The sequence below is a fragment of the Streptomyces sp. CA-135486 genome (assembly GCF_050936555.1).
GTDB lineage: Bacteria > Actinomycetota > Actinomycetes > Streptomycetales > Streptomycetaceae > Streptomyces.
In genome coordinates, this window is the sequence record NZ_JBNJMM010000001.1 from 3,295,748 (window position 1) to 3,316,202 (window position 20,455).

The 20,455-nt window shown below is 68.9% G+C and carries 18 protein-coding genes and 1 pseudogene; 10 read left to right on the top strand and 9 right to left on the bottom strand.

What is annotated here, in order from left to right; all coding sequences use genetic code 11:
- Positions 1 to 24: 24 nt before the first annotated feature.
- The 3 genes from ACQEVG_RS14980 to ACQEVG_RS14990 are packed head-to-tail and all read right to left on the bottom strand — an operon-like array spanning position 25 to position 3,646.
- Positions 25 to 2,334 (bottom strand): FtsX-like permease family protein, encoded by a 2,310-nt coding sequence (locus tag ACQEVG_RS14980; RefSeq protein ID WP_432982781.1) that lies wholly within the window; start codon positions 2,332 to 2,334, stop codon positions 25 to 27.
- Positions 2,335 to 2,336: 2 nt separating this feature from the next.
- A complete protein-coding gene (locus ACQEVG_RS14985) occupies positions 2,337 to 3,143 on the bottom strand; it encodes an ABC transporter ATP-binding protein (protein ID WP_432982784.1) in 807 nt (268 codons plus the stop codon).
- Positions 3,140 to 3,646, bottom strand: a complete 507-nt coding sequence (locus tag ACQEVG_RS14990) for a PadR family transcriptional regulator (RefSeq protein WP_432982787.1) — start codon at positions 3,644 to 3,646, stop codon at positions 3,140 to 3,142. Before ACQEVG_RS14990 ends, ACQEVG_RS14985 begins: the two co-directional genes overlap by 4 nt.
- 167 nt (positions 3,647 to 3,813) lie before the next feature.
- Here ACQEVG_RS14990 and ACQEVG_RS14995 point away from each other — a divergent pair, with 167 nt between their 5' ends.
- From ACQEVG_RS14995 to ACQEVG_RS15040, 10 genes and pseudogenes are all read left to right on the top strand, one after another.
- Complete coding sequence (locus tag ACQEVG_RS14995) at positions 3,814 to 5,082, top strand: ABC transporter substrate-binding protein (RefSeq protein ID WP_432982790.1); 1,269 nt, start codon at positions 3,814 to 3,816, stop codon at positions 5,080 to 5,082.
- Between the two features lie 202 nt (positions 5,083 to 5,284).
- A complete protein-coding gene (locus tag ACQEVG_RS15000) occupies positions 5,285 to 6,958 on the top strand; it encodes a glycoside hydrolase family 13 protein (protein ID WP_432982793.1) in 1,674 nt (557 codons plus the stop codon).
- Positions 6,959 to 6,987: 29 nt separating this feature from the next.
- Positions 6,988 to 8,316 carry an ABC transporter substrate-binding protein gene (locus ACQEVG_RS15005; protein WP_432982796.1) on the top strand — a complete coding sequence of 443 codons (1,329 nt, stop codon included), beginning with the start codon at positions 6,988 to 6,990 and terminating at the stop codon, positions 8,314 to 8,316.
- An 11-nt stretch (positions 8,317 to 8,327) separates the two neighbouring features.
- Positions 8,328 to 9,665, top strand: coding sequence for a carbohydrate ABC transporter permease (locus tag ACQEVG_RS15010; protein WP_432982799.1), 1,338 nt, complete (start codon positions 8,328 to 8,330; stop codon positions 9,663 to 9,665).
- A complete protein-coding gene (locus tag ACQEVG_RS15015) occupies positions 9,662 to 10,594 on the top strand; it encodes a carbohydrate ABC transporter permease (protein ID WP_432982802.1) in 933 nt (310 codons plus the stop codon). The genes ACQEVG_RS15010 and ACQEVG_RS15015 overlap by 4 nt, the downstream gene beginning before the upstream one ends.
- Positions 10,595 to 10,721: 127 nt before the next feature.
- Complete coding sequence (locus ACQEVG_RS15020; RefSeq protein WP_432982805.1) at positions 10,722 to 11,504, top strand: amino acid ABC transporter ATP-binding protein; 783 nt, start codon at positions 10,722 to 10,724, stop codon at positions 11,502 to 11,504.
- Positions 11,505 to 11,535: 31 nt separating this feature from the next.
- On the top strand, positions 11,536 to 12,375 hold the full coding sequence (locus ACQEVG_RS15025) for a glutamate ABC transporter substrate-binding protein (protein ID WP_432982808.1): 840 nt from the start codon (positions 11,536 to 11,538) through the stop codon (positions 12,373 to 12,375).
- A 94-nt stretch (positions 12,376 to 12,469) separates the two neighbouring features.
- Positions 12,470 to 13,135 (top strand): amino acid ABC transporter permease, encoded by a 666-nt coding sequence (locus ACQEVG_RS15030; protein WP_432982811.1) that lies wholly within the window; start codon positions 12,470 to 12,472, stop codon positions 13,133 to 13,135.
- Positions 13,132 to 14,061, top strand: coding sequence for an amino acid ABC transporter permease (locus ACQEVG_RS15035; RefSeq protein ID WP_432982814.1), 930 nt, complete (start codon positions 13,132 to 13,134; stop codon positions 14,059 to 14,061). Before ACQEVG_RS15030 ends, ACQEVG_RS15035 begins: the two co-directional genes overlap by 4 nt.
- 48 nt (positions 14,062 to 14,109) lie before the next feature.
- Positions 14,110 to 14,214, top strand: a pseudogene (locus ACQEVG_RS15040) (aldo/keto reductase); the annotation flags it as partial.
- A gap of 13 nt (positions 14,215 to 14,227) precedes the next feature.
- Here the strand turns inward: ACQEVG_RS15040 and ACQEVG_RS15045 are convergent.
- The 6 genes from ACQEVG_RS15045 to ACQEVG_RS15070 all read right to left on the bottom strand — a co-directional run bounded on the left by ACQEVG_RS15045 (position 14,228) and on the right by ACQEVG_RS15070 (position 20,250).
- A complete protein-coding gene (locus ACQEVG_RS15045; RefSeq protein ID WP_360884937.1) occupies positions 14,228 to 14,434 on the bottom strand; it encodes a DUF5988 family protein in 207 nt (68 codons plus the stop codon).
- A gap of 87 nt (positions 14,435 to 14,521) precedes the next feature.
- Positions 14,522 to 15,640 (bottom strand): sulfite oxidase, encoded by a 1,119-nt coding sequence (locus ACQEVG_RS15050; RefSeq protein ID WP_432982818.1) that lies wholly within the window; start codon positions 15,638 to 15,640, stop codon positions 14,522 to 14,524.
- 74 nt (positions 15,641 to 15,714) lie between these two features.
- A complete protein-coding gene (locus ACQEVG_RS15055) occupies positions 15,715 to 17,610 on the bottom strand; it encodes a M6 family metalloprotease domain-containing protein (RefSeq protein ID WP_432982821.1) in 1,896 nt (631 codons plus the stop codon).
- 111 nt (positions 17,611 to 17,721) lie between these two features.
- Positions 17,722 to 18,345 (bottom strand): LuxR C-terminal-related transcriptional regulator, encoded by a 624-nt coding sequence (locus ACQEVG_RS15060; RefSeq protein ID WP_432982824.1) that lies wholly within the window; start codon positions 18,343 to 18,345, stop codon positions 17,722 to 17,724.
- A gap of 90 nt (positions 18,346 to 18,435) precedes the next feature.
- On the bottom strand, positions 18,436 to 18,831 hold the full coding sequence (locus ACQEVG_RS15065; protein ID WP_432982827.1) for a hypothetical protein: 396 nt from the start codon (positions 18,829 to 18,831) through the stop codon (positions 18,436 to 18,438).
- 492 nt (positions 18,832 to 19,323) lie between these two features.
- Entirely contained in the window at positions 19,324 to 20,250 is a 927-nt protein-coding gene (locus tag ACQEVG_RS15070; RefSeq protein WP_432982830.1) for a MurR/RpiR family transcriptional regulator, read from the bottom strand.
- Between the last annotated feature and the right edge of the window lie 205 nt (positions 20,251 to 20,455).

The window sequence follows — 20,455 nt, forward strand, 5'->3', positions numbered from 1 at the left end:
GGCACTGTGGGCCGCGGCAGTCCCTCAGAGTGTCTCGGTCAGGGAATCCGCCAGGCGTCGCCGCGCGGTCCGGGTCGCCGGTACCGCCGCGGCCACCACGGCGCCCAGCACCGCGCCCGCCGCCACCGAAGCAAGCAACAGTGCGGGCGGGACATGCGCGATGCCCCCGCCCATCCCGCTGGAGCGGCCCTGGGTGTCCACCAGCCAGCTGCCGGACAGCACCCCAAGACCCGTGCCGAGCGCGGCGGCCAGCAGTGCCGTGAATCCGGCGGCCGTGACGATCGTCGCGCTGATCTGACGAGGCGTCAGGCCAATGGCCTTGAGCGCGAGCAGATCACGGCCGCGGTCGCGGACACTGGTGCCGATGAGCGTCAGCAGCTCGGTGAGCCCGATCAGGGCAAGCACTCCGATGAGGGCCGCGATCACGGCCCGCGCCGGTTCCAGCCGGTCCGCCGGGTTGGGCGTCTCGCGGATTTCCAGGGCGCCTCCGGCCGCCTCGGCGAGAGCGCTGCTCACCGCCCGGGGATCCGCGCCCGGTCGCAGGACGAGATGGTAGAAGTCCGGCCGCAGTGAGGGATCGCGTTCCCGGAGTGTGTCGACCGTCGTCGAGATCACCCGGCCGCCGGCTTCCGGTTCGATGCTGCGCCCGACGATGTGCAGGATCTGCGGCCGCCCTTCCACCGTCATCCGGACCCAGTCACCCACCCGCACATCCAGCAGGTCGAGCAGTCCCTGGCCCGCGACCGCCTCGTCGAGCCCGGTGGCGGCACGCCCCTCGGCGACGGTGAAGGGATAGGGGGCGCGGGCGGTGCCGAGTCCGCGCAGGGTGATGGTGCCGGTCTGTCCCGGCACCAGGGCCGCGACCTCCACGCCGGGGTGGGCCGCGCCGACGTCCGGGGGCGTGGTCAGCGCCCGGCCCAGCTCCCGGCCGGTCAGGCCGCCGGGTTGTTCGGCCCGCACGGTCAGCGCCGCGGGCACCCCCATGTCCGCGGGGCGGCTGCGGAACATGTCCAGGGTGGACCAGGCCACGAGCGCAACCGTGATCATGAGCAGCGGCAGTGCGAGCCGGGCCACGGTGATCACCGTGCGCGGCCGCCGGGGGAACGCGGCCCGCCATCCGAGCACCAGCGCGGGCGGCACCCGCATGCCGAGCGCCCGGCGGCCGAGACCGGTCATCGGTGAGGCCGCCGGAAGCGCCGCCCGGGCGACGGGCACCGGCGGCACCCGGCCCGCCCGCCAGGCGGCGAGACCGGTGGCGGTCGCGATCAGCAGCACCGCACCGCTCGGCACGCCGATCATCAATGCGGTGTGCCCTGGCAGGTCCTGCCACACCCCGGCCGCCTCCCCGATCCTGCCGGGTATCCGGGAACCGACGAGCGCGATCGCCGCGGTGCCCAGGGTGACCCCGAGCAGCGCGAAGGCGAGGTGCTGGACGAGAAAGCCGCGTACCACCTGGCCCGGCGTGAACCCGATCGCCTTGAGGATGGAGATGTCCCTCAACTGTCCGCGGATGCGGGCGCTGATCGCTCCGGATGCGGCGAGCGCGGCGGCCAGCAGCGACCCCAGACCGAATACGGCGAACAGCTGCCCGAGCAGTCGGTCGTCGCTTCCGGCCTCGGCCCGCGCCTGCTGCCATTTGGTCACCTCGGTGACACGGTCGGCGCCGAGCCGGGTGACGGCCTGCTGGACGGTGAAGTCGATGTCGGCAGGATCCTCGAGACGCAGCCCCACGCTCTGCCCGGTGCTCCGGGGTGCGATGCGGTCGAGCGTGCCGGGCAGCACCCAGCCGATACCGGGCTCGCCGCCCGGCCGGTAGCGGGGTTCCGCGGCCTCGGCGACACCGGCGACCTGGAGGGTGTGGGCCGCGCCGCTCGCTCCCGCGACGGTCAGGATGTCGCCCGGCTCCGCCCACAGCACGCGTGCGACTGAGCTTTCCAGTACGACACCGTCCGACTGTGTGTCGAGCCAGTGGCCGGCGGTGACGAGTGGCCGGGCGATCTCCGGCGGCCTGGTGCCCGTCGCGCGCAGGGACACGCTCGCCCGGACGCCTCGGGACTCGAGCGTGGCACGACCCGTGCGATACGGCCCCGAGACACCGGCGACGCCGTCAAGACCGGACAGCGCCTCCGTCTCGGCTGCGCCCTGCGTGTGGAGCCAGACATGCGCGCCATGGGACTGGGTGAAGATCCGCTGCCAGGGGTTGGCGGCGTAGCTGAACAGAGCCACGGCGAGCAGCAGCGAGGCGATGATGCCGGCGCTGGCCAGGACGACGAAGACCGACTGCCCGCGGTGTGCCCTCAGATCGGCGTGCGCCCAGCGAAGAGTGGCCCGCACGGTCACTCCTTCAGTTCGAGCACGCCGGAGACTCCGCGGCCGGTGGTCCGGTGGCCCGCGTCGAGAGCAGCGTCGTCGGCTATTCGCCCGTCGAAGAAGCTGATGACGCGGTCGGCCGCGCTGGCCACCCGGGCGTCATGCGTGACGAGCAGAATGGTCTGGCCGCGCTGATGGAAGCGGGAGAGCAGCCGGAGCACTTCTCGGGTGCCCTTGCTGTCCAGGCTGCCGGCCGGTTCGTCGGCGAGCAGCAGCGCGGGATGGTTCACCAGTGCTCTGGCCAGGGCGACGCGCTGCTGCTCGCCGCCGGAGAGCTCGCCGGGCAGGGATCGCTCTCTGCCTTCGAGGCCGAGTTCGGCGAGCAGTTCGGCCCGGCTCTCCCGGGCTGCCTTGGGCGAGGCGCCGGCCAGCAGCGCCGGCAGTTCGACGTTGTCGGCGACGGTCAGGTCGGAGACCAGATTGAAGAACTGGAAGACGATGCCGATGCTCCGGCGGCGCAGCACCGCCCAGCGGGCCTCGCGGTACGCGTCCACCCGGCGGCCGTCGAGCCAGAGACTGCCGCTGTCGGGTCGCTGCAGCCCGCCGATCAGATGCAGCAGTGTGGACTTGCCGGCGCCGGAGGGGCCGGTGACGGCAACGAACTCGCCGGGCTGAACGGTCAGATCCACTCCGCGTACGGCGTGCACGGGCGCGCCTTCGCCACGATGGGTCTTGGTCAGACGCTCGGCGCGCACGATCGGCACCGGGTCCCCCGAAACGGGTGCGGCGCCGGCTGCGCCCAGCACGGCGGGAGCGGCGTCGTCGTCGCTCATTCCAGCTCCTCCTGACAGCGTTCCAGCCAGTCGAGGTCGGCCTGCAGATGCAGCATCGCGCCTTCGATCAGCAGCTGGGAGACCTTGTTGTCACGGTCCTCGGCCGCGGCCAGCTTCGACAGATCACGCATGGTGTTCAAGTACTGCCGCCGCTGCCTGTTGATCAGTGCGATCGGGTCGGCGAGTCCGGACTGCGGGGCAAGGGCGACCTTCATGAAGAACTCGTCCCGGACCCGCGGCTCGATCGTGGTCTCTTCGAACCAGGCGCGTACGGCCTCGTGTCCCGCGTCGGTGAGCCGGTACGTACGCTTATTGGGTCTGCCCGACTGCTCGACGTCCTCGCCGGCGATCAGACCGGCCTTTTCCAGCCGACCGAGGGTGACATAGATTTGGCCGACGTTCGGCTGAGGGTACGCGGCGCCCAGGAGCTTCTCAAGGTCCTGTTTGAGCTCGTAACCGTGGGCCGGGCCACGGGTGAGGAGTGCCAGGAGCGGCAGCCGCACGCGCTCCCCTCCCTCCCGGTCCATAGTTTCTTGTTGGCTCGGATACGGGCTGTGGTTTGCGCCACCTGCCTTCTCCGCCTGGACATCTAGTATCGCCCATGCCTAACGGGTATACATAGGCCACATGGGACGGCGTCGCGGCCGGATCGGTGCACTGGGAGGAACCTATGCGGTGGATGCACGCCGCCGGTAGGGGACTCCTCGTTCTCGCCGTGCTCCTCGCGGGCTACGCGGGCTTCAGCACCCAGCCGGCGACGGCCCCCAGGGGCCGCGGCCCCATGACGCTGGTGACGGCGGGCGATCTGACCGACTATCTCGGTCCACTGCTCAGCGACTGGAACCGCAGCCATCCGAAGGAAAAGGTGACGCTGCTCGAACTGCCCGACTCGGCGGACGAGACCCGGGCCCAGATGATCAGCGAACTGCGGTCCGGCAGCGACCGGTTCGATGTGCTGAACATAGATGTGGCCTGGACTTCCGAGTTCGCGGCGGCGGGCTGGATCTCCCCCGTACAGCGGGACCGGTTCCCGCTCAACACCTTCCTGGCGCCCGTGGTGGACACGGCCACCTTCGACGGCCGTCTGTACGCCGTTCCCTACGTCACCAACGCCGGGTTGCTGTACTACCGCAAGGACATCCTCGAGCGGGCGGGTGAGCAGCCGCCGCGCAGCTGGCCCGAGCTGGCCCGGCAGGCCAGGACCCTCGCCCCCACGTACGGCATGGACGGCTATGCCGGCCAGTTCCTGCCGTACGAGGGGCTGACGGTCAATGCCACCGAGGCGGTTCACTCGGCGGGCGGCTCGATCCTGCGGGACGACGGCGCCAGGGTCACGGTGGACTCCGCCGCGGCCCGGGCCGGCCTCGATTTCCTGGCGGGCGGAGTGCGGGAGGGCTGGATCTCCCCGAAGGCTCTGGACTACAAGGAGGAGGAGTCCCGGCAGGCCTTCCAGGACGGCCGGCTGCTCTTCCTGCGGAACTGGCCGTATGTGTACTCGATGGCCAACGCGCCGGGGTCGAAGGTGGCCGGCAAGTTCGGCGCCGTGCCGCTCCCGGGGCCGGCCGGGCCGGGCACGAGCGTGCTGGGCGGCTCCAATCTCGCTGTCAGCAGCCACTCCCGGCATCCGGAGTCGGCAGCCGATCTGATCGCCTATCTCACCAGCGAGCGCGTCCAGCGGCAGGTGCTGACCGAGGGCTCGCTGCCACCGGTGCGCGCCGCGTTGTACGAGGACCCCGCTCTGATCAGGGCTTATCCGTATCTGCCGACGCTGCGGCAGAGCGTACTCGCGGCCGAGCCGCGCCCCAAGAGCCCTCGCTACGACCAGGTGAGCCTCGCCGTGCAGGCCGTCGCCCAGGATGTGATGGCGCTGCGCCAGACGCCGCAGCAGGCCGTGGCACGGCTCTCCCGTGAGCTGGGATCGATCTCCCGGAAGGGCTGAGGTCCGACCGTTTCCTTCACCGGGTCACTACTTACATGTTAAGTAGTGACCCGCTCGTGCATACCTCTAGAAATCCGGGCATATCAGGGCCGCTTTGTGCAGCATCGTTGACACCTTGCCGTCATCGCTACTTAACATGCATGCATAACGGCGCACCCACTCTGGGGCGCTCTCGCATCCAGCAGGAACAGGTCAGCGCGAGATGCTCACTGCTCTTCCGGCCCCCCTCGGCCACCCCTCCCGCACGGCCACCGCATGGTGGCGTGACGCGGTGATCTACCAGGTGTACGTCCGCAGCTTCCTCGACAGCACGGGCGACGGCATCGGTGATCTGGCCGGCGTACGAGCCGGACTTCCGTACCTGAGGAAGCTCGGTGTCGACGGGATCTGGCTCAGCCCGTTCTATCCGTCGCCGCAGCACGACCACGGCTACGACGTCGCCGACTACTGCGACGTCGACCCCGTCTATGGCGACCTGGCCGAGTTCGACCTGCTGATGGCCGACGCCCGCCGGCTCGGACTCAAGCTGCTGCTCGACATCGTCCCCAACCACTGCTCCAGCGAGCACCCGTGGTTCCGCGAAGCGCTCACCGCGCCTGTCGGCAGCGCCGCCCGCGGCCGCTTCCACTTCGCGGACGGCCGCGGACCGGACGGCGCCGAGCCCCCCAACAACTGGCGTGCGATGTTCGGCGGGCCGGCCTGGAGCCGGGTCACCGAGCCCGACGGCACGCCGGGACAGTGGTATCTGCACCTGTTCACCCCGGAGCAGCCCGACCTGAACTGGCGCAACCCCGAGATCGGCGACTCCTTCGAGCGCGTACTGCGCTTCTGGCTGGACCGGGGTGTCGACGGTTTCCGCATCGATGTCGCCGCCGGTCTCTTCAAGCACCCCGAGCTGCCCGACTCGGACGACCCCGCCGCCGACGAGCGGTCCCGGGACTCGGTGAACCCGCTGGCCTGGAACCAGCCCGAGGTCCACCAGGTGTGGCGCCGCTGGCGGTCCGTGTGCGAGGAGTACGCAGCCCGGGACGGCCACGAGCGGCTGCTCGTCGGCGAGGTCTCCGTACCGACGGCGCGCGAACACGCCGAGTATGTACGGCCCGACGAGCTGCACCAGGCGTTCTTCTTCGATCTGCTCAGCGCCCCCTGGGACGCCGAAGCCTTCCGGACGACCATCACGGAGGCGATACGCGACATCGCCGGGACGGGCTCCACCGTCACCTGGGTGCTCAACAACCACGACCAGGTGCGTACCGTCACCCGCTACGCGGGCGAGCCCGGCGTGGAGGGCAGCGGACTCGGTGCCGCGCGTGCCCGCGCCGCCGCCCTGCTGATGCTGGCACTGCCCGGCGCCGCGTACGTCTACCAGGGCGAGGAGCTCGGCCTCCCGGAAGTCCTGGACCTGCCGGACGAGGTGCTCACCGACCCGATCTTCCACCGCACCGGCAGCCGCGCCCGCATCCGGGACGGCTGCCGGGTGCCGCTGCCCTGGTCGGGCCACGCTTCCCCGTTCGGCTTCAGCCAGGGTGCGGCGGGTGCCCGGCCCTGGCTGCCGCAGCCGGACTGGTTCGCCGAACACGCCACCGACCGGGCGCTGGCCGACACCCGCTCGTTCTGGCACCTCTACCGCGACGGACTTCAACTGCGGCACAGCCTGCCCCAGTTGGGCGAGGGCGGCCTGCGCTGGCTGGAGTCGCCCCCGCAGGTGCTGGCCATGGTCCGCGGCGACGGGCTGATCTGCGCGGTCAACTTCGGTACCGACCCCGTGCCCGCCCCCGTCGCGGGCACCCCGCTCCTCTCCAGCGGCCCCTGCCCGGACGGTGTGCTCCCCGGAGCGACCGCCGCGTGGTGGACCGGCGACTGCCCCACCTCCTGAACACACCCTTGAATCGAAAGGACTTCACCATGCGACGACTCACCACCACCCGGACCGCGGCGGCCGCATCGGCGGTGCTCGCCCTCACCCTCGGCGCGACGGCGTGCGGCGGCTCGCCGGGACCGGCGAGCGGCGGCAAGGAACTGAACGGCCAGACCGTGACCGTGGCCGGAGTCTGGACCGGCAGCGAGCAGAAGAACTTCAAGAAGGTCCTGGACGCCTTCACCGAGCAGACCGGCGCCAAGACCGTCTTCGTGCCCACCGGCGACAACGTCTCCACCTTCGTCGGCAGCAAGATCGAGGGCGGGAACGCGCCGGACGTGGCCCTGGTGCCGCAGGTCGGTGTACTCCAGCAGTTCGCCAAGGAGGGCTGGCTCGCACCGCTGTCGAAGAAGACCGAGACGACCGCGGGCGCCAACCTCGCCGAGGTGTGGAAGAACTACGGCACCGTCGACAAGACGTACTACGGCCTCTACTTCAAGGCGGCCCACAAGTCGACCGTCTGGTACAGCCCGAGCGCGTTCCAGCAGGCCGGAGTGACCGAGCCCAAGAGCTACGCGGACCTGCTCAAGGCCGGCCGCACGCTCTCCGACTCGGGACTGCCCGCCTTCTCCGTCGCCGGTGAGGACGGCTGGACCCTCACCGACTGGTTCGAGAACATCTACCTCTCCCAGGCGGGACCCGAGAAGTACGACCAGCTGGCGGCCCACACCCTGCCGTGGACCGACGCCAGCGTGGTCAAGGCACTCACCACCCTGGGTGAGGTGTTCAAGGACAAGAAGCTCGTCGCCGGCGGCGCGAACGGCGCGCTGCGCACCGACTTCCCGGGCTCGATCGAGCAGGTCTTCGGACCCGAGCCCAAGGCCGGCATGGTCTACGAGGGCGACTTCGTCGGCGGCATGGCCAAGGACGACTTCGGCAAGAAGCTCGGCGAGGACGCCAAGTTCTTCCCGTTCCCGGCCGTCGACAGCGGCAAGGCACCGGTGGTGAGCGGCGGCGACGCGGCCGTGGTCCTCAAGGACGGCAAGAACCAGAAGGGGGCGCAGCGGCTGCTCGAGTTCCTGGCCACTCCCGAAGCGGCTTCGGTCTGGGCCGGCGCCGGCGGTTTCATCTCCCCCAACAAGGACGTGGACCTCGCCTCGTACGCCGACGACACCACCCGCGCCACGGCCAAGTCGCTGGTCGACGCGGGTGACACGGTCCGCTTCGACATGTCCGACCAGGCACCTGCCGCGTTCGGCGGGACCAAGGGCGCGGGGGAGTGGAAGCTCCTCCAGGACTTCCTGCGCGACCCCTCGGACCCGAAGGCCACCGCGGCCAAGCTGGAAGCCGCGGCCGCCAAGGCGTACAAGAGCTGAGGCCGCACACCATGGCTGTCACCACATCCGCCCCCGCCGCGAATCCGCGGCGGCGGGCCCAGCGCAGGCAGCGCAATATCGCGGTGGTGTTCGTGCTGCCCGCCCTGCTGCTGCTCGGCGCACTGGTCGTCTACCCGGTGCTGTTCTCCGCCGGCCGCAGCCTCTTCGACGCGAGCGGCGACCGATTCGTCGGCGGCGAGAACTACGCCGAGATATTCAGCGATCCCGCGACGCTCAAGGCGATCCGCAACAGCACCATCTGGGTCGTCGTGGCTCCGGTGCTGCTGACCGGTCTCGGCCTGGTGCTCGCGGTACTCACCGAGAAGGTGCGCTGGGCGACCGCGTTCAAGCTCGTGCTGTTCCTGCCCATGGCCGTGTCGTTCCTCGCTGCCGGCATCATCTTCCGGCTGGCGTACGAGGAGGACCCGGACCGGGGCGTGCTCAATGCGGTGGCCGTCGGCATCCATGACGCCTTCGACGACCGTTCCGCCTATCCCACCGCCAGGGCCCGGGACGACCAGGGCCTGACCAAGGCCGCGAGCGGTGCCTACCGTACGAGCGAAGCGGTCAGCCCCGGCAAGTCCGTCAGTCTCGGCTTCGTGGGAGTGGCACCGGACAAGATTCCTTCCGGCGCCAAGCCCGCACAGGCCGCCTCGTCCGCGGCGCCCGCCGCGGACGAGGTACGGGGCGTGGTCTATCTGGACTTCACCCCCGGCGGCGGTGGGAAGCCGGGCAAGGTCGATCCGGCGGAGAAGGGTCTGCCGGGGATGCTGGTCGAGGCGGTACGTGACGGAAAGGTGGCCGCGAAGGCCACCACCGCTGCGGACGGCTCGTTCAACTTCCGTGGTCTGGAAGCCGGTTCGTACACCGTCCAGCTTCCGGCGGACAACTTCGCCGCCCCCTACCAGGGCATTTCCTGGCTCGGCCCCGCCCTGGTCACACCGGCGATCATCGGTGCCTATCTGTGGATCTGGACCGGCTTCTCGATGGTGCTGATCGGGGCGGGACTCGCCTCCCTGCCGCGGGACGCTCTGGAGGCGGCCCGGATGGACGGCGCCACCGAGTGGCAGATCTTCCGGAAGATCACGGTGCCGCTGCTCGCACCGGTGCTCACCGTGGTCTTCGTGACCCTGGTGATCAATGTGATGAAGGTCTTCGACCTCGTCTACATCATCGCGCCGGGACCGGTCCAGGAAGAGGCCAATGTCCTGGCGACCCGGATGTGGCTGGTGTCCTTCGGCGGCGGCAACAACCAGGGACTCGGCAGCGCCCTCAGCGTGCTGCTCCTCCTGCTGGTCGTACCCGCGATGATCTTCAACGTCCGGCGCTTCCGAAGGAGCGGAGCATGAGCGGCCACAGCACCATCGAGCGCAATCCGTCTCCGCGGGTAGCCAAGGCCTCCGCCCACGGCCCTGCCCTGCCGCCGCGCCCGCGGTCCGCCAACCGGCTGACCAAGTGGCTCGGCAATGGACTGGTCCAGGCCGTCCTGATCGTGGTCGCGCTGGTCTGGATCGCCCCACTGGCCGGTCTCTTCCTGTCCTCGATGCGCTCCGAGCAGGACAACGCGGCCCAGGGCTGGTGGACGGCGATCACCGAACCCGGGCAGCTGTCCCTGGACAACTACACCGCCCTGTTCGAAGACTCCGGAATCACGCAGGCCTTCTGGAACACCGTACTGATCTCGGTGCCCGCCACCGCACTGGTCGTGGGAATCGCGGCGCTGGCCGGATACGCCTTCGCATGGCTGGACTTTCCCGGCCGTAACGCGATCTTCCTGGTAGTTGTGGGACTTCTGGTGGTGCCCGTCCAGATCGGGCTGCTGCCCGTGGCCAAGCTGTTCGGGGCCGTCGGACTGTTCGGCACGATCCCGGGTGTGATCCTCTTCCATGTCGCGTACGGGCTGCCCTTCGCGATCTTCCTGCTCCGCAACTACTTCGCCGAGATCCCGCGCGAAATGCTGGAGGCCGCCCGGATGGACGGCGGCGGGGAGTGGCGGATCTTCTCCCGTCTGGTGCTGCCCCTGGGCCGGCCCGCCCTGGCCAGCCTGGCCATCTTCCAGTTCCTCTGGGTGTGGAACGACATGCTGGTCGCGCTGCTCTTCGCCGACAGCGAGTCCCAGCCGCTCACCGTCGCCCTGCAGTCCGAGATGCGGCAGTTCGGCACCAACATCGGGGTACTGGCGCCGGGGGCCTTCCTGTCCGTGGTGGTGCCGCTGGTCGTCTTCTTCGCCTTCCAGCGGCACTTCGTCCAGGGGGTGATGGCGGGCTCCGTCAAATAGGCGTCGTGAGGGCCTGCGCACAGCGCTCGTGAGGGCCCGCCGGACGTGAAGCACGCTTCACGTCCGGCGGGCCCTCACGGCGTTTTTCGGCGTGCGGCTTCCTCGGGGAGGACGGAGTATGAAGCCGATGAGCGGAGTAACAGTGACCAAGGAATTTTCCACCCCCGACACAGGCAATGGGCTGGTCGTGCTGCGCAAGGTGAACAAGCACTTCGGCGCGCTCCATGTCCTCCAGGACATCGATCTGACCATCGCCGAGCGCGAGGTTGTCGTCGTCATCGGGCCGTCCGGCGGCGGGAAGTCCACACTGTGCCGCGCCATCAACCGCCTGGAGACCATCGACTCGGGCGAGATCTACATCGACGGCAAGCCCCTGCCCGCCGAGGGCCGTGAGCTCGCCGCACTGCGGGCCGACGTGGGCATGGTCTTCCAGTCCTTCAATCTCTTCGCCCACAAGACCGTGCTGCAGAACGTGACACTCGGCCAGGTCAAGGTCCGCAAGAAGGACAAGAAGGCCGCCGAGGAGCGGGCTCGCCAGCTGCTCGACCGGGTGGGTGTCGCCAACCAGGCGGACAAGTACCCCGCGCAGCTCTCCGGCGGCCAGCAGCAACGCGTGGCGATCGCCAGAGCGCTGGCCATGGACCCGAAGGTCATCCTCTTCGACGAGCCGACATCCGCGCTCGACCCGGAGATGATCAATGAGGTGCTGGAGGTCATGCAGCAGCTCGCGCGGGACGGAATGACGATGGTCGTTGTCACCCATGAGATGGGATTCGCCCGTTCGGCCGCCAACCGTGTGGTCTTCATGGCGGACGGCCGGATCGTGGAAGAGACGACGCCCGATCAGTTCTTCAGCAATCCGAGCAGCGATCGAGCCAAGGACTTCCTTTCGAAGATCCTTCACCACTGAGCCGGACCCTTGAGCACTAGGGATGATCACCATGAAGCTTCGTATGGTTTCTGCCGCAGCAGCCGCCGCGCTCGCGCTGTCTCTGACCGCCACGGCCTGTGGATCCGACGACAGCAGCACGAGCACGTCGGGCAGCAGTGACAAAACGATCACTGTTGGCATCAAGTTCGATCAGCCAGGCATCGGCCTGAAGACCCCGGACGGCAAGTACACGGGGCTCGATGTCGATGTGGCGACGTATGTGGCCAAGCAGCTCGGCTACAAGCCCAGCGACATCGAGTGGAAGGAAGCCAAGAGCGCCGACCGCGAGACGCTGCTCCAGCGCGGCGATGTCGACTACATCGTGGCCTCCTACTCGATCACACCGGAGCGGCAGAAGAAGGTCGACTTCGCCGGCCCCTACCTGCTGGCGCACCAGGACGTCCTGATCCGGGCGGACGACAACTCCATCAAGAAGCCCGAAGACCTGAACAACAAGAAGCTCTGCTCGGTCACCGGGTCCACTTCCGCGCAGAACGTCAAGACGAAGATCGCGCCGCAGGCCCAGCTGCAGGAGTACGGCGGCTACTCCGAGTGCCTGACCGGCCTGGAGAACAAGGTCATCGACGCCCTGACCACCGATGACGCGATCCTCGCCGGCTACGCCGCGCAGCCCGAGTTCAAGGGCAAGTTCAAGCTGGGCGGCTTCAAGCTGAGCAACGAGAACTACGGCATCGGTGTCGAGAAGGGCAGCGATCTCAAGGCCAAGATCAACACCGCCCTGGAGAAGATGGTCCAGGACGGCTCCTGGCAGGAGTACGTCAACAAGAACCTCGGCCCGGCCGGCTACAAGAACGAGCCCGCACCGAAGATCGGCGTCATCGTCAGCTGAAGCGGGTGCCTGACCGGCGCGCCGCCCGTCGCGGCGGCGCGCCTCGCCCTTCACTCACGGGGAAGGCTTCACACACGCGGAAGGCCGGGAGATCGTGTTCGACTTTCTTGAGGGTTACAACATCCTGGGGGCCTTCTGGGTGACGGTGCAGCTCTCCTTCTACTCCGCCGTCGGCGCCCTGATCTGGGGAACGCTCCTGGCGGCCATGCGGGTCAGCCCTGTGCCCCTGATGCGCGGCTTCGGCACCTCCTACGTCAACGTGGTGCGGAACATCCCGCTGACGGTGATCATCGTCTTCACCTCGCTGGGCCTCTTCCAGACGCTCGGCGTCAGTCTCGGCTCGGACAACTTCAAGACCATCAACTTCAGGCTCGCCGTGCTCGGCCTGATCGCCTACACATCCGCTTTCGTGTGTGAGGCGCTGCGGTCCGGCATCAACACCGTGCCCATCGGTCAGTCGGAGGCAGCACGTGCCATCGGCCTGAGCTTCTCCCAGGTCCTGAGACTGGTCGTTCTTCCGCAGGCATTCCGCTCCGTGGTGGGTCCGCTGGCGAACGTGCTGATCGCACTGATCAAGAACACCACCGTGGCCGCCGCTATCGGTGTGGCCGAGGCCGCGGCGCTGATGCGGGTAATGATCGAGAACGAGGCTCAGCTCATTCTCATCTCCGCCATCTTCGCGTTCGGATTCATCTGCCTGACGCTCCCGACCGGACTGTTCCTCGGCTGGGTGAGCAAGAAGGCGGCGGTGAAGCGATGACCTCCGTCCTCTACGACGCCCCGGGGCCGCGCGCCAAGCGGCGCAATGTGCTGTTCACGGTGGTGTTCCTGGTCGCGCTCGCGGCGGTGGTCTGGTGGGTGGTCCTGAGCCTCATGGACAAGAACCAGCTCGAATGGATCAAGTGGAAGCCGTTCTTCACAGACTCCCGCGCCTGGTCGACATACCTGGTGCCGGGACTCAGGAACACGCTCAAGGCCGCCGCCCTGGCCATGGTCATCGCGCTGCCGCTCGGGGCGTTCTTCGGTATCGCCCGGCTCTCCGACCACTGGTGGGTACGGGGCGCGGCCGGCACGGTCGTGGAGTTCTTCCGCGCCATCCCGGTGCTGATCCTGATGCTCTTCGCGAACGCGGCGTACGCCCAGTACACCGACATCAGTCCCGACAGCCGGCCGCTCTACGCGGTGGTCACCGGTCTCGTCCTCTACAACGCCTCGGTGCTCGCCGAGATCGTACGGGCGGGCATTCTCTCCCTCCCCACGGGGCAGACCGACGCGGCCAAGGCGATCGGCATGCGCAAGGGGCAGACGATGCGGTCTGTGCTGCTGCCGCAGTCGATCACCGCGATGCTTCCCGCGATCGTCAGCCAGATGGTGGTCATCGTGAAGGACACCGCGCTCGGCGGCGCGCTGCTCGGCTTCTCCGAACTGCTGGCGTCGGTCCGCCCGATGAGCGCGAACTACGGAGCGAACACCATCGCCAGCTTCACCATCGTCGCCGTGGTCTTCGTCCTGCTGAACTTCGCGCTCACCACCTTCGCGAGCTGGCTCGAGCGCCGGCTGCGGCGCGGAGGCAAGAAGCGCACCGGCGCGGTGGTGGGCGTCGACGCGGTCGATGAGCTTTCGAGGCCGGGAGAGCACGTCACTCCGGGCGAGCTCGGTGGCGGCCGGCCCGATCAGTCGAAGTGACGGACGAACCAGGCGGGTCCGCACCTATCAGCCGGCCGCAGCGCCGCCCCGCTGGTCGGCGCCTCCTCGGTGGCGCAGCTCGACGAGAGCCTGGGCGCGGTGGACGTGGACCTGACGGCGGAGCAGCGGGCAAGGCTCGACGCCGCGGGGTGATGCCGGACGGACGCTATCCGGGGACCTCTGTCCGTTCCCACCACTCGTAGACAGTCAGCCGTCCCTCATCGGTCTCCTTGTGCCGAGGCGTCGCCTTGAAGTGCTCGTACCCGCCGAGGTACGGAATCTTGAGGTCGTATCCGGGAGGGGTGATCGGGACGATGCGCTCGGGCAGATCGTCCGGACCACCCTCCAGGAACGCCTTTGCCTTGGTGGCCATGACTCCAGTCTTCCTGCCCCTCGCGGCGCTCGCACGTCGGAGGGCTCAGTCGCCACGGCGGACGGCTCAGTCGCCACGGCGGACGGCTCAGCCGTCCTCCAGGCACAGGACCCGGACCCGCTGGACGAGGTTGTTGGCGAACCCGCCGCGGTTCCACGGCTGTGTCAGGGGCTGTGTGTGGCCGTCCGCGTCGGTGGCGCGGACGGCGAGCACATGGCTGCCCGGCGTCGCGGCCCAGGACGTCTGCCAGCGCCGCCAGGCCCACCGGTGCCCGTCCTCGGGGGAGAGGCCGGCCTCGCTCCAGGAGCCGCCGCCGTCGGTGCTCACCTCCACCCTTGCCACCGGCGCCCGGCCGGACCAGGCCCGGCCCTCCAGGCGTACCTCGCCGGGACGTACGACACGGTTGCGGGACATGAAGTCGGGAAATCCGGGCGGGACCATCAGGGCCCGTGGGGCGATCTTGGTGACCGGCTCCCCGGGATCGTCGGCCGACTGCCGGTAGCGGTACGCCGTCGCCTGCTGGAATCCGGTGTAGGGGGTGTCGGTCAGCGTGATGTCGCGCAGCCATTTCACATGCGCCATGCCGTACCACCCGGGGACGATCAGCCGGAGCGGATGTCCGTGCTGCGGTGGCAGAGGGCGGCCGTTCATCGCGTACGCGAGAAGCACCTCGGGATCGTCGCCGGTGGCCAGGGGCAGCGGGAGGCTGCGCCGGTAGTCCTGCTCGACGCCGCGTTCGACACCGTGGTCGGCTCCGGTGAATACGGCCTCGACGGCGTCTGTGTCCGGCTCGGCCTCGGCGAGCACGGTGCGCAGCGGCACCCCGGTCCACTCGGCGGTGCCGACCGCCTCGACCAGCCACGGCTGGCTCACCGGCCGTGGCTCCAGACGGGCCCGGCCGTTGCCCGCGCACTCCATCGTGACGCGCTGGGTGACGGCAGCCAGGGACCGCAGCCGCCGCATGTCCAGGGTCAGCGGCGTGCGCACCCGGCCGCCGACCGTGAGCTCCCACTCGTCGGCGGAGGCGGCGGGGATGTCGTAGTGGATCAGCAGGTAGTGCAGTCCGTCCGGCGTGAGGTCGTAGCGCAGCGCCTCCAGCGGCAGCCCGTGGTTACGGGCCGCAAGGGCCAGCTCGTCCAGGCCGATGCCTTCGCCGGGCGCGGCGAGGCGCCCTGGTGAGCTGAAGTCACCGATCGATGCGTCCATGACTTCATGGTGCGCTCAGGGCCGGGTCCGGGCACCCCGCGGAAGCGGCTGCGAGCAGGACCGGTCCGAGCAGGTCAATCGGCCGTCCTCACATGCAGATCCCAGTGCCGCAGCGTTCCGGCGCCGCGGCGCCCCGCGTCGGTGATCTTCAGCTTCCAGGCACCCGCAACGCCCTCGCCGACCAGCGGCGCCAGCAGCGACGGCGGCCTTGAATCGAGCGAGAGCCGAAGGTCGTTGGTGTCACCGCCCGTACGGTTGTGGATCACGGCCCGACGCCCCGTCGGCGACAGCAGCACCACGCGCAGATTGCCGATGGTGGGGTGCTCGATGTCGAACGAGATCTCCAACTCCCGGACCGTTCCCACCCCCTGCAGCGTGATGGTGTCGGTCAGGTCTCCCGCGCTCCCCGCGGGGATCTTCGCCGCGGGCGAGGACTTGCCGGAGGCGACGGCCCCGGCCGGCGCCCGGGCCCCGGTGCGGAACGTGATCACTGGCCCGGGGGCGCTGATGTCCGAGATCGTGAGGCCCGACTCGGTTCCGTCCCACCACACCGACGCCGGGCGGCTGCTGTGCGACACGGCGGTGCCCTCGGCCGGTCCGTACAGATCTCCGCCATCGCCCTGATTGGCATTGGTTTCGAGATCCAGATGACCGTCCGCCTGCATGAGCGCGCACTGGTAGTGCTGAGTCTGCGTGCCCTGCTGGAATTCGTTCGACCCTTTGATGTCGCAGTGGTAGACGGCGAGTCCGCTCGCGGTCAGGCTCGCGTCGAAGTCGTCGCGGGTCCGGTTCTCGACGAGGAAGTACTCGATGTCCTTGCGCCGCGGGTTCTCGTAGATGAGGGCGGTGTCGTAGTCCCCGTGTATGGCCTCGTAATCGCCTGCTGCCGCGATGTCGACGTCCTGGCCGCACCAGCCGACGAGCCGGCGCAGATATGTGCACACGGGAGAGGGCGAGCGGCCGTCGCCCAGGTGGTTTCCGGCTCCCATCACGCAGTACGTGCCCATTCCCGCACTGGTGAAGTCGTCGCCTTCTCTCTCGGCTGTTCCGTAGTCATAGAGATCCGGCCAGCGGCACAGCAGATGCCCGCTCTCGTGGCAGTAGGTGCCGATACTCAGGTCGGCGGATGTGCGCCCCATGCTGGTGACGGTGTAGAGGTCGGTCCGCATGCCGTCGTAATTCTTCCGGTGTACGAAGTTGTGCGGCCACAAGTCACCTTTGTACTCGGTCCTGCCCGCATACATGATGCATACCGAGTCGACGACGCCGCGCCCCTGCGAATCGAACCGGGTGAAGTCGACTCCCGCGTCGAACGCCGCTTGGATCGCCTCCGGCACCAGCAGGCCCTCGATGTTGGCGTACGCCAGCCTGGGGCGGCTCATCCTGAAGGGTCCGACGACGGTGTTCGTGAAGTGGAGACGGTCCGTCGACATCGTTCGGAAGAATTCCTTGACGGAGCAACGGTTCCCGTTCGCGCTGAAATTCGGGCTGTTCAGCATGGAGTCGACATCGCCGGGCGTGACGTCCGTGTCCGTGCCGGGAAAGGTGACGAGGATGGTGAGCCCCTGTACGTCGCCTTCACTCACCCTGTCACCGGGCAGCAGGCCCTGGTTGGGGCCGAAGGTCAGCATGGCCTCCGGGGAAAAGGCTGCCCGGTCTTCCGGCGGTATCATCGTGGCGAACCGGTCCGTCACCTGTTTCCTGCGGTATTTCTGACCCTCCCTCAGGTGGCGCGGCAGACCTTCCGGCGGCCCATCCGCGATGCGTACGCCCGTCGACGTGAAGTACCGCTCGGTTCCTGATCCGTTCAGCCCGGCGTAGCAGTATCCGTCCTGCTCCTTGTCGTAGACGACCGAATAGCCGTCCATCGTCTCGTACCGGGCGTATTTGTCGTCACCGAAGACGACGAGTTCCACATCGCCGCCGTCCTCCTGAGTGAACGTGAGGTTCTCACCGAAGATGGCACTCATGGGGCCACTCCTCCCGGCGCATAACACAGAGGCGAAAGGCTTCTCGCTCAAGTGTCGCCTCGGCGCCGGGGCGCGCAAAGGGCAGAAACGCCTACTGGATCCGGGGTAGTTCTACCTCTGCGCCGAGGACGGCGGAATGATGTCGTGATCGATGGCGAAGCGAGTGAGGTCGGCCCGCCGACGGCAGCCGATCTTGTCGCGGAGCCGGTCCAGATGCGAATGCACCGTGTGCTCGCTGATCCCGAGCCGGACGGCGATGCCGTGATCGGTCTCGCCGTGGGCGACCAACTCCAGGATCTGCCGTTCCCGGTCCGTGACATGGCTTGACGGTTCGGAAGAGGGGTGCAGGGCGAACACCGCGGAGACGTACGAGCCGCCGGAACCAACGAGCCTGACTGCCGCCAGCAGTTCTTCCTCGCCGGCCTGCCTGCTCAGGCACCCGCGCGCGCCTGCCTGCATCGGCGGCTCGATATCGGTCAGCGGGTAGGAACACATGACGAGCACGGCCATCCCCTGCCCGGCGAGCCGGGAGACGACGGCCGCGACGTATGTGGTCGCCGGTTGAAGGTCGAGTACGACGACATCGCCGCTCATCAGCCGGTCCTCGACTTCATCGACGGACCGTGCGCCGGCGATGAGCTCGAGGTCGGGGGCGGTTCCGATCACCTGGGCAACACCGCGCCGAAAGAGCGGGCAGTCGCCCACGACGGCCACACGCCTCACGTCCGGGCTCACACCCTCCAGTCTTGGCCCGGCACGTCTTTCCGGCACGTCGACTCGGGGTTGCGGCACGGTCCCGAGGGACTCCTGGGCCGGTCGCAGGCCCTACGCGTGCACCCGCCTGCGCGGCACCGGCGCGCTGCCCGCCTGGAACGCCTCGGTGATGAGCCGTACGCCACGGGCCAGGCGATTGAGCTGCTCGAGCTCCGTCGCGTACATCCTGATGGTGCTCTCGATGATCACCTCGGAGACCCCGAGGGTGGGCAGCTCCGACCGGCTGGTCTGCAGCGCGGTCCGCACCGCGCGGATCTCGTGCTGAAGCTGCAGCTGGGCGTGGCGCGCGAGAAGTATGTGGTGCCGGGTGAGCGTGGAGTAGCCGGCATAGCGGGCCGGCAGGAGGTCGCGCAGCCATCGGGCCGCCGTGCGTTCCCAGTCGGGGCTGCCGGGGGTCTTGACCTGGTAAGGCCAGTCCGAGCTGATCGGTGAGAACGTCTGGGACATCGTCATCGCTTCCGGAGGTGTGCGGATCGGCTCTGATCGCGGAGATTTGTGGCGGCCCCGGCCCAGGGGTTGACCGGGGCCGCCATGGGCAATCCGATAGGGGACGGAGTGCCCGCTTGGAACACCATGGGGTCGGCGCGAGGAGGTGCGACGTCCCTGGGTGTTCGGCTATGTGGACTGCGGGGGCTCGCCGCTGCCGGCGACCCTGATGCGCAGTGTCATGCGGTTCCGGGCAAGGCCCGCGAGCTGTACCGGCCCGGCTGCTTCCTGCGGAGAGCGCCGCGTGCGGCGGGGCAAGGCGTGGTGTGCATCGTGCGGACTGCCGCTTTCCTTGGTGATGAGGGTGTGGGTCTGGCTCGCGACGTCGGGGCGTCCCGTACCGACCACCAGTGCAGTAAATATATATACCGTCGAGTACGCAAGGGTATGAAAAATTTCATGCCAATAGTTGGCAGCATAAGCCGCCCCCTCCCTCGCGGGGACGGGGGTCGGTCAGTCCTCCAGGAAGAAGGTGTGCTGCTCCGCGACCTGCTCGTAGCCCTCGAGCCGCATCTGCGTGCGCTGGGGATCAGCGTCGGCCATGGCCTGCAGGAGGGCCGCGGAAAGCACCCCCGGAGCCGCGTACGAGTCGAACACGAGCCGCGAGCCCGTGTGGGCGGTCAGCGCCACGTCGGCCTCGTCCACGAGCGGCCCCAGCGACAGGTCGGAAATGAGCGCGACGCGCAGCCCGGTGCTGCGCGCGGCGCGCATCGCCGCCAGGGTCTCCTTGGCGTGCCTGGGCATCGCGAACGCCAGCACCCACGTCCCGCCCGCCTCCCGCGCCTGGAGCAGCGCGTCGTACGCGACGCTGCCTCCGCGGGTCACCGTGCGCACATCGGGATGGATCCGCCGGGCCGCGTAGGCGAAGTACTCCGCGAGCGAGACCGAGATCCGCAGACCCAGGATCGTCAGCGGCACCGACCGGGCCAGTTCGCGGCCGACGTCGAGCACCTGGTTGGCGTCGGCGAGGAGCCGGCGCAGACTCTCCAGGTTGTCGATCTCGGCGTCGACGGCCGCCTGCAGTTCATTGCGGCGGATCTCTTCCCGGGTGTCCGGTGAACCGGCGACCGCGCTGAGCGCGATCGGCTGCAGAGCCTCCCGGAGCGCGGGGAAGCCGCTGAAGCCCAGGGAGGACGCGAAGCGGGTGACGGACGGCTGGCTCACGCCCACGCGTTCCGCGAGGTCGGTGATCGACATGAACGCGGCTTCGGTGAGGTGGTCGACGATGTACTGCGCGATGCGCCGCTGGGCGGGGGACAGCCGGTGGCCGCCGAACAGTGCGAGAACTCTGTCCGTGGGCGCAGCCTCAGCCTCGGGGGACTGCCTCCCCGGCGTGATCGCAGACGCCTGTGCGCGTGCCTGCTGCTGCCTTGGTGGCACCGGTGTCACTCCTTCTCCTGCCATTCGTGCTCAACATAGCTCACGGACCGTGGTCGTACGGCTCAAGAAGAAGAGCCGCTGCCCGTCGGGCCTGACGCGCCGGTTCGGGGAGTTGGAGATCGCCGCCGGGGGAACCGTGCCTTCGGCGAGCAGGACGAGCGGCTCGGTCAGCCCCGGTCCGCGGCGTCGACCAGGCCGCCATGCA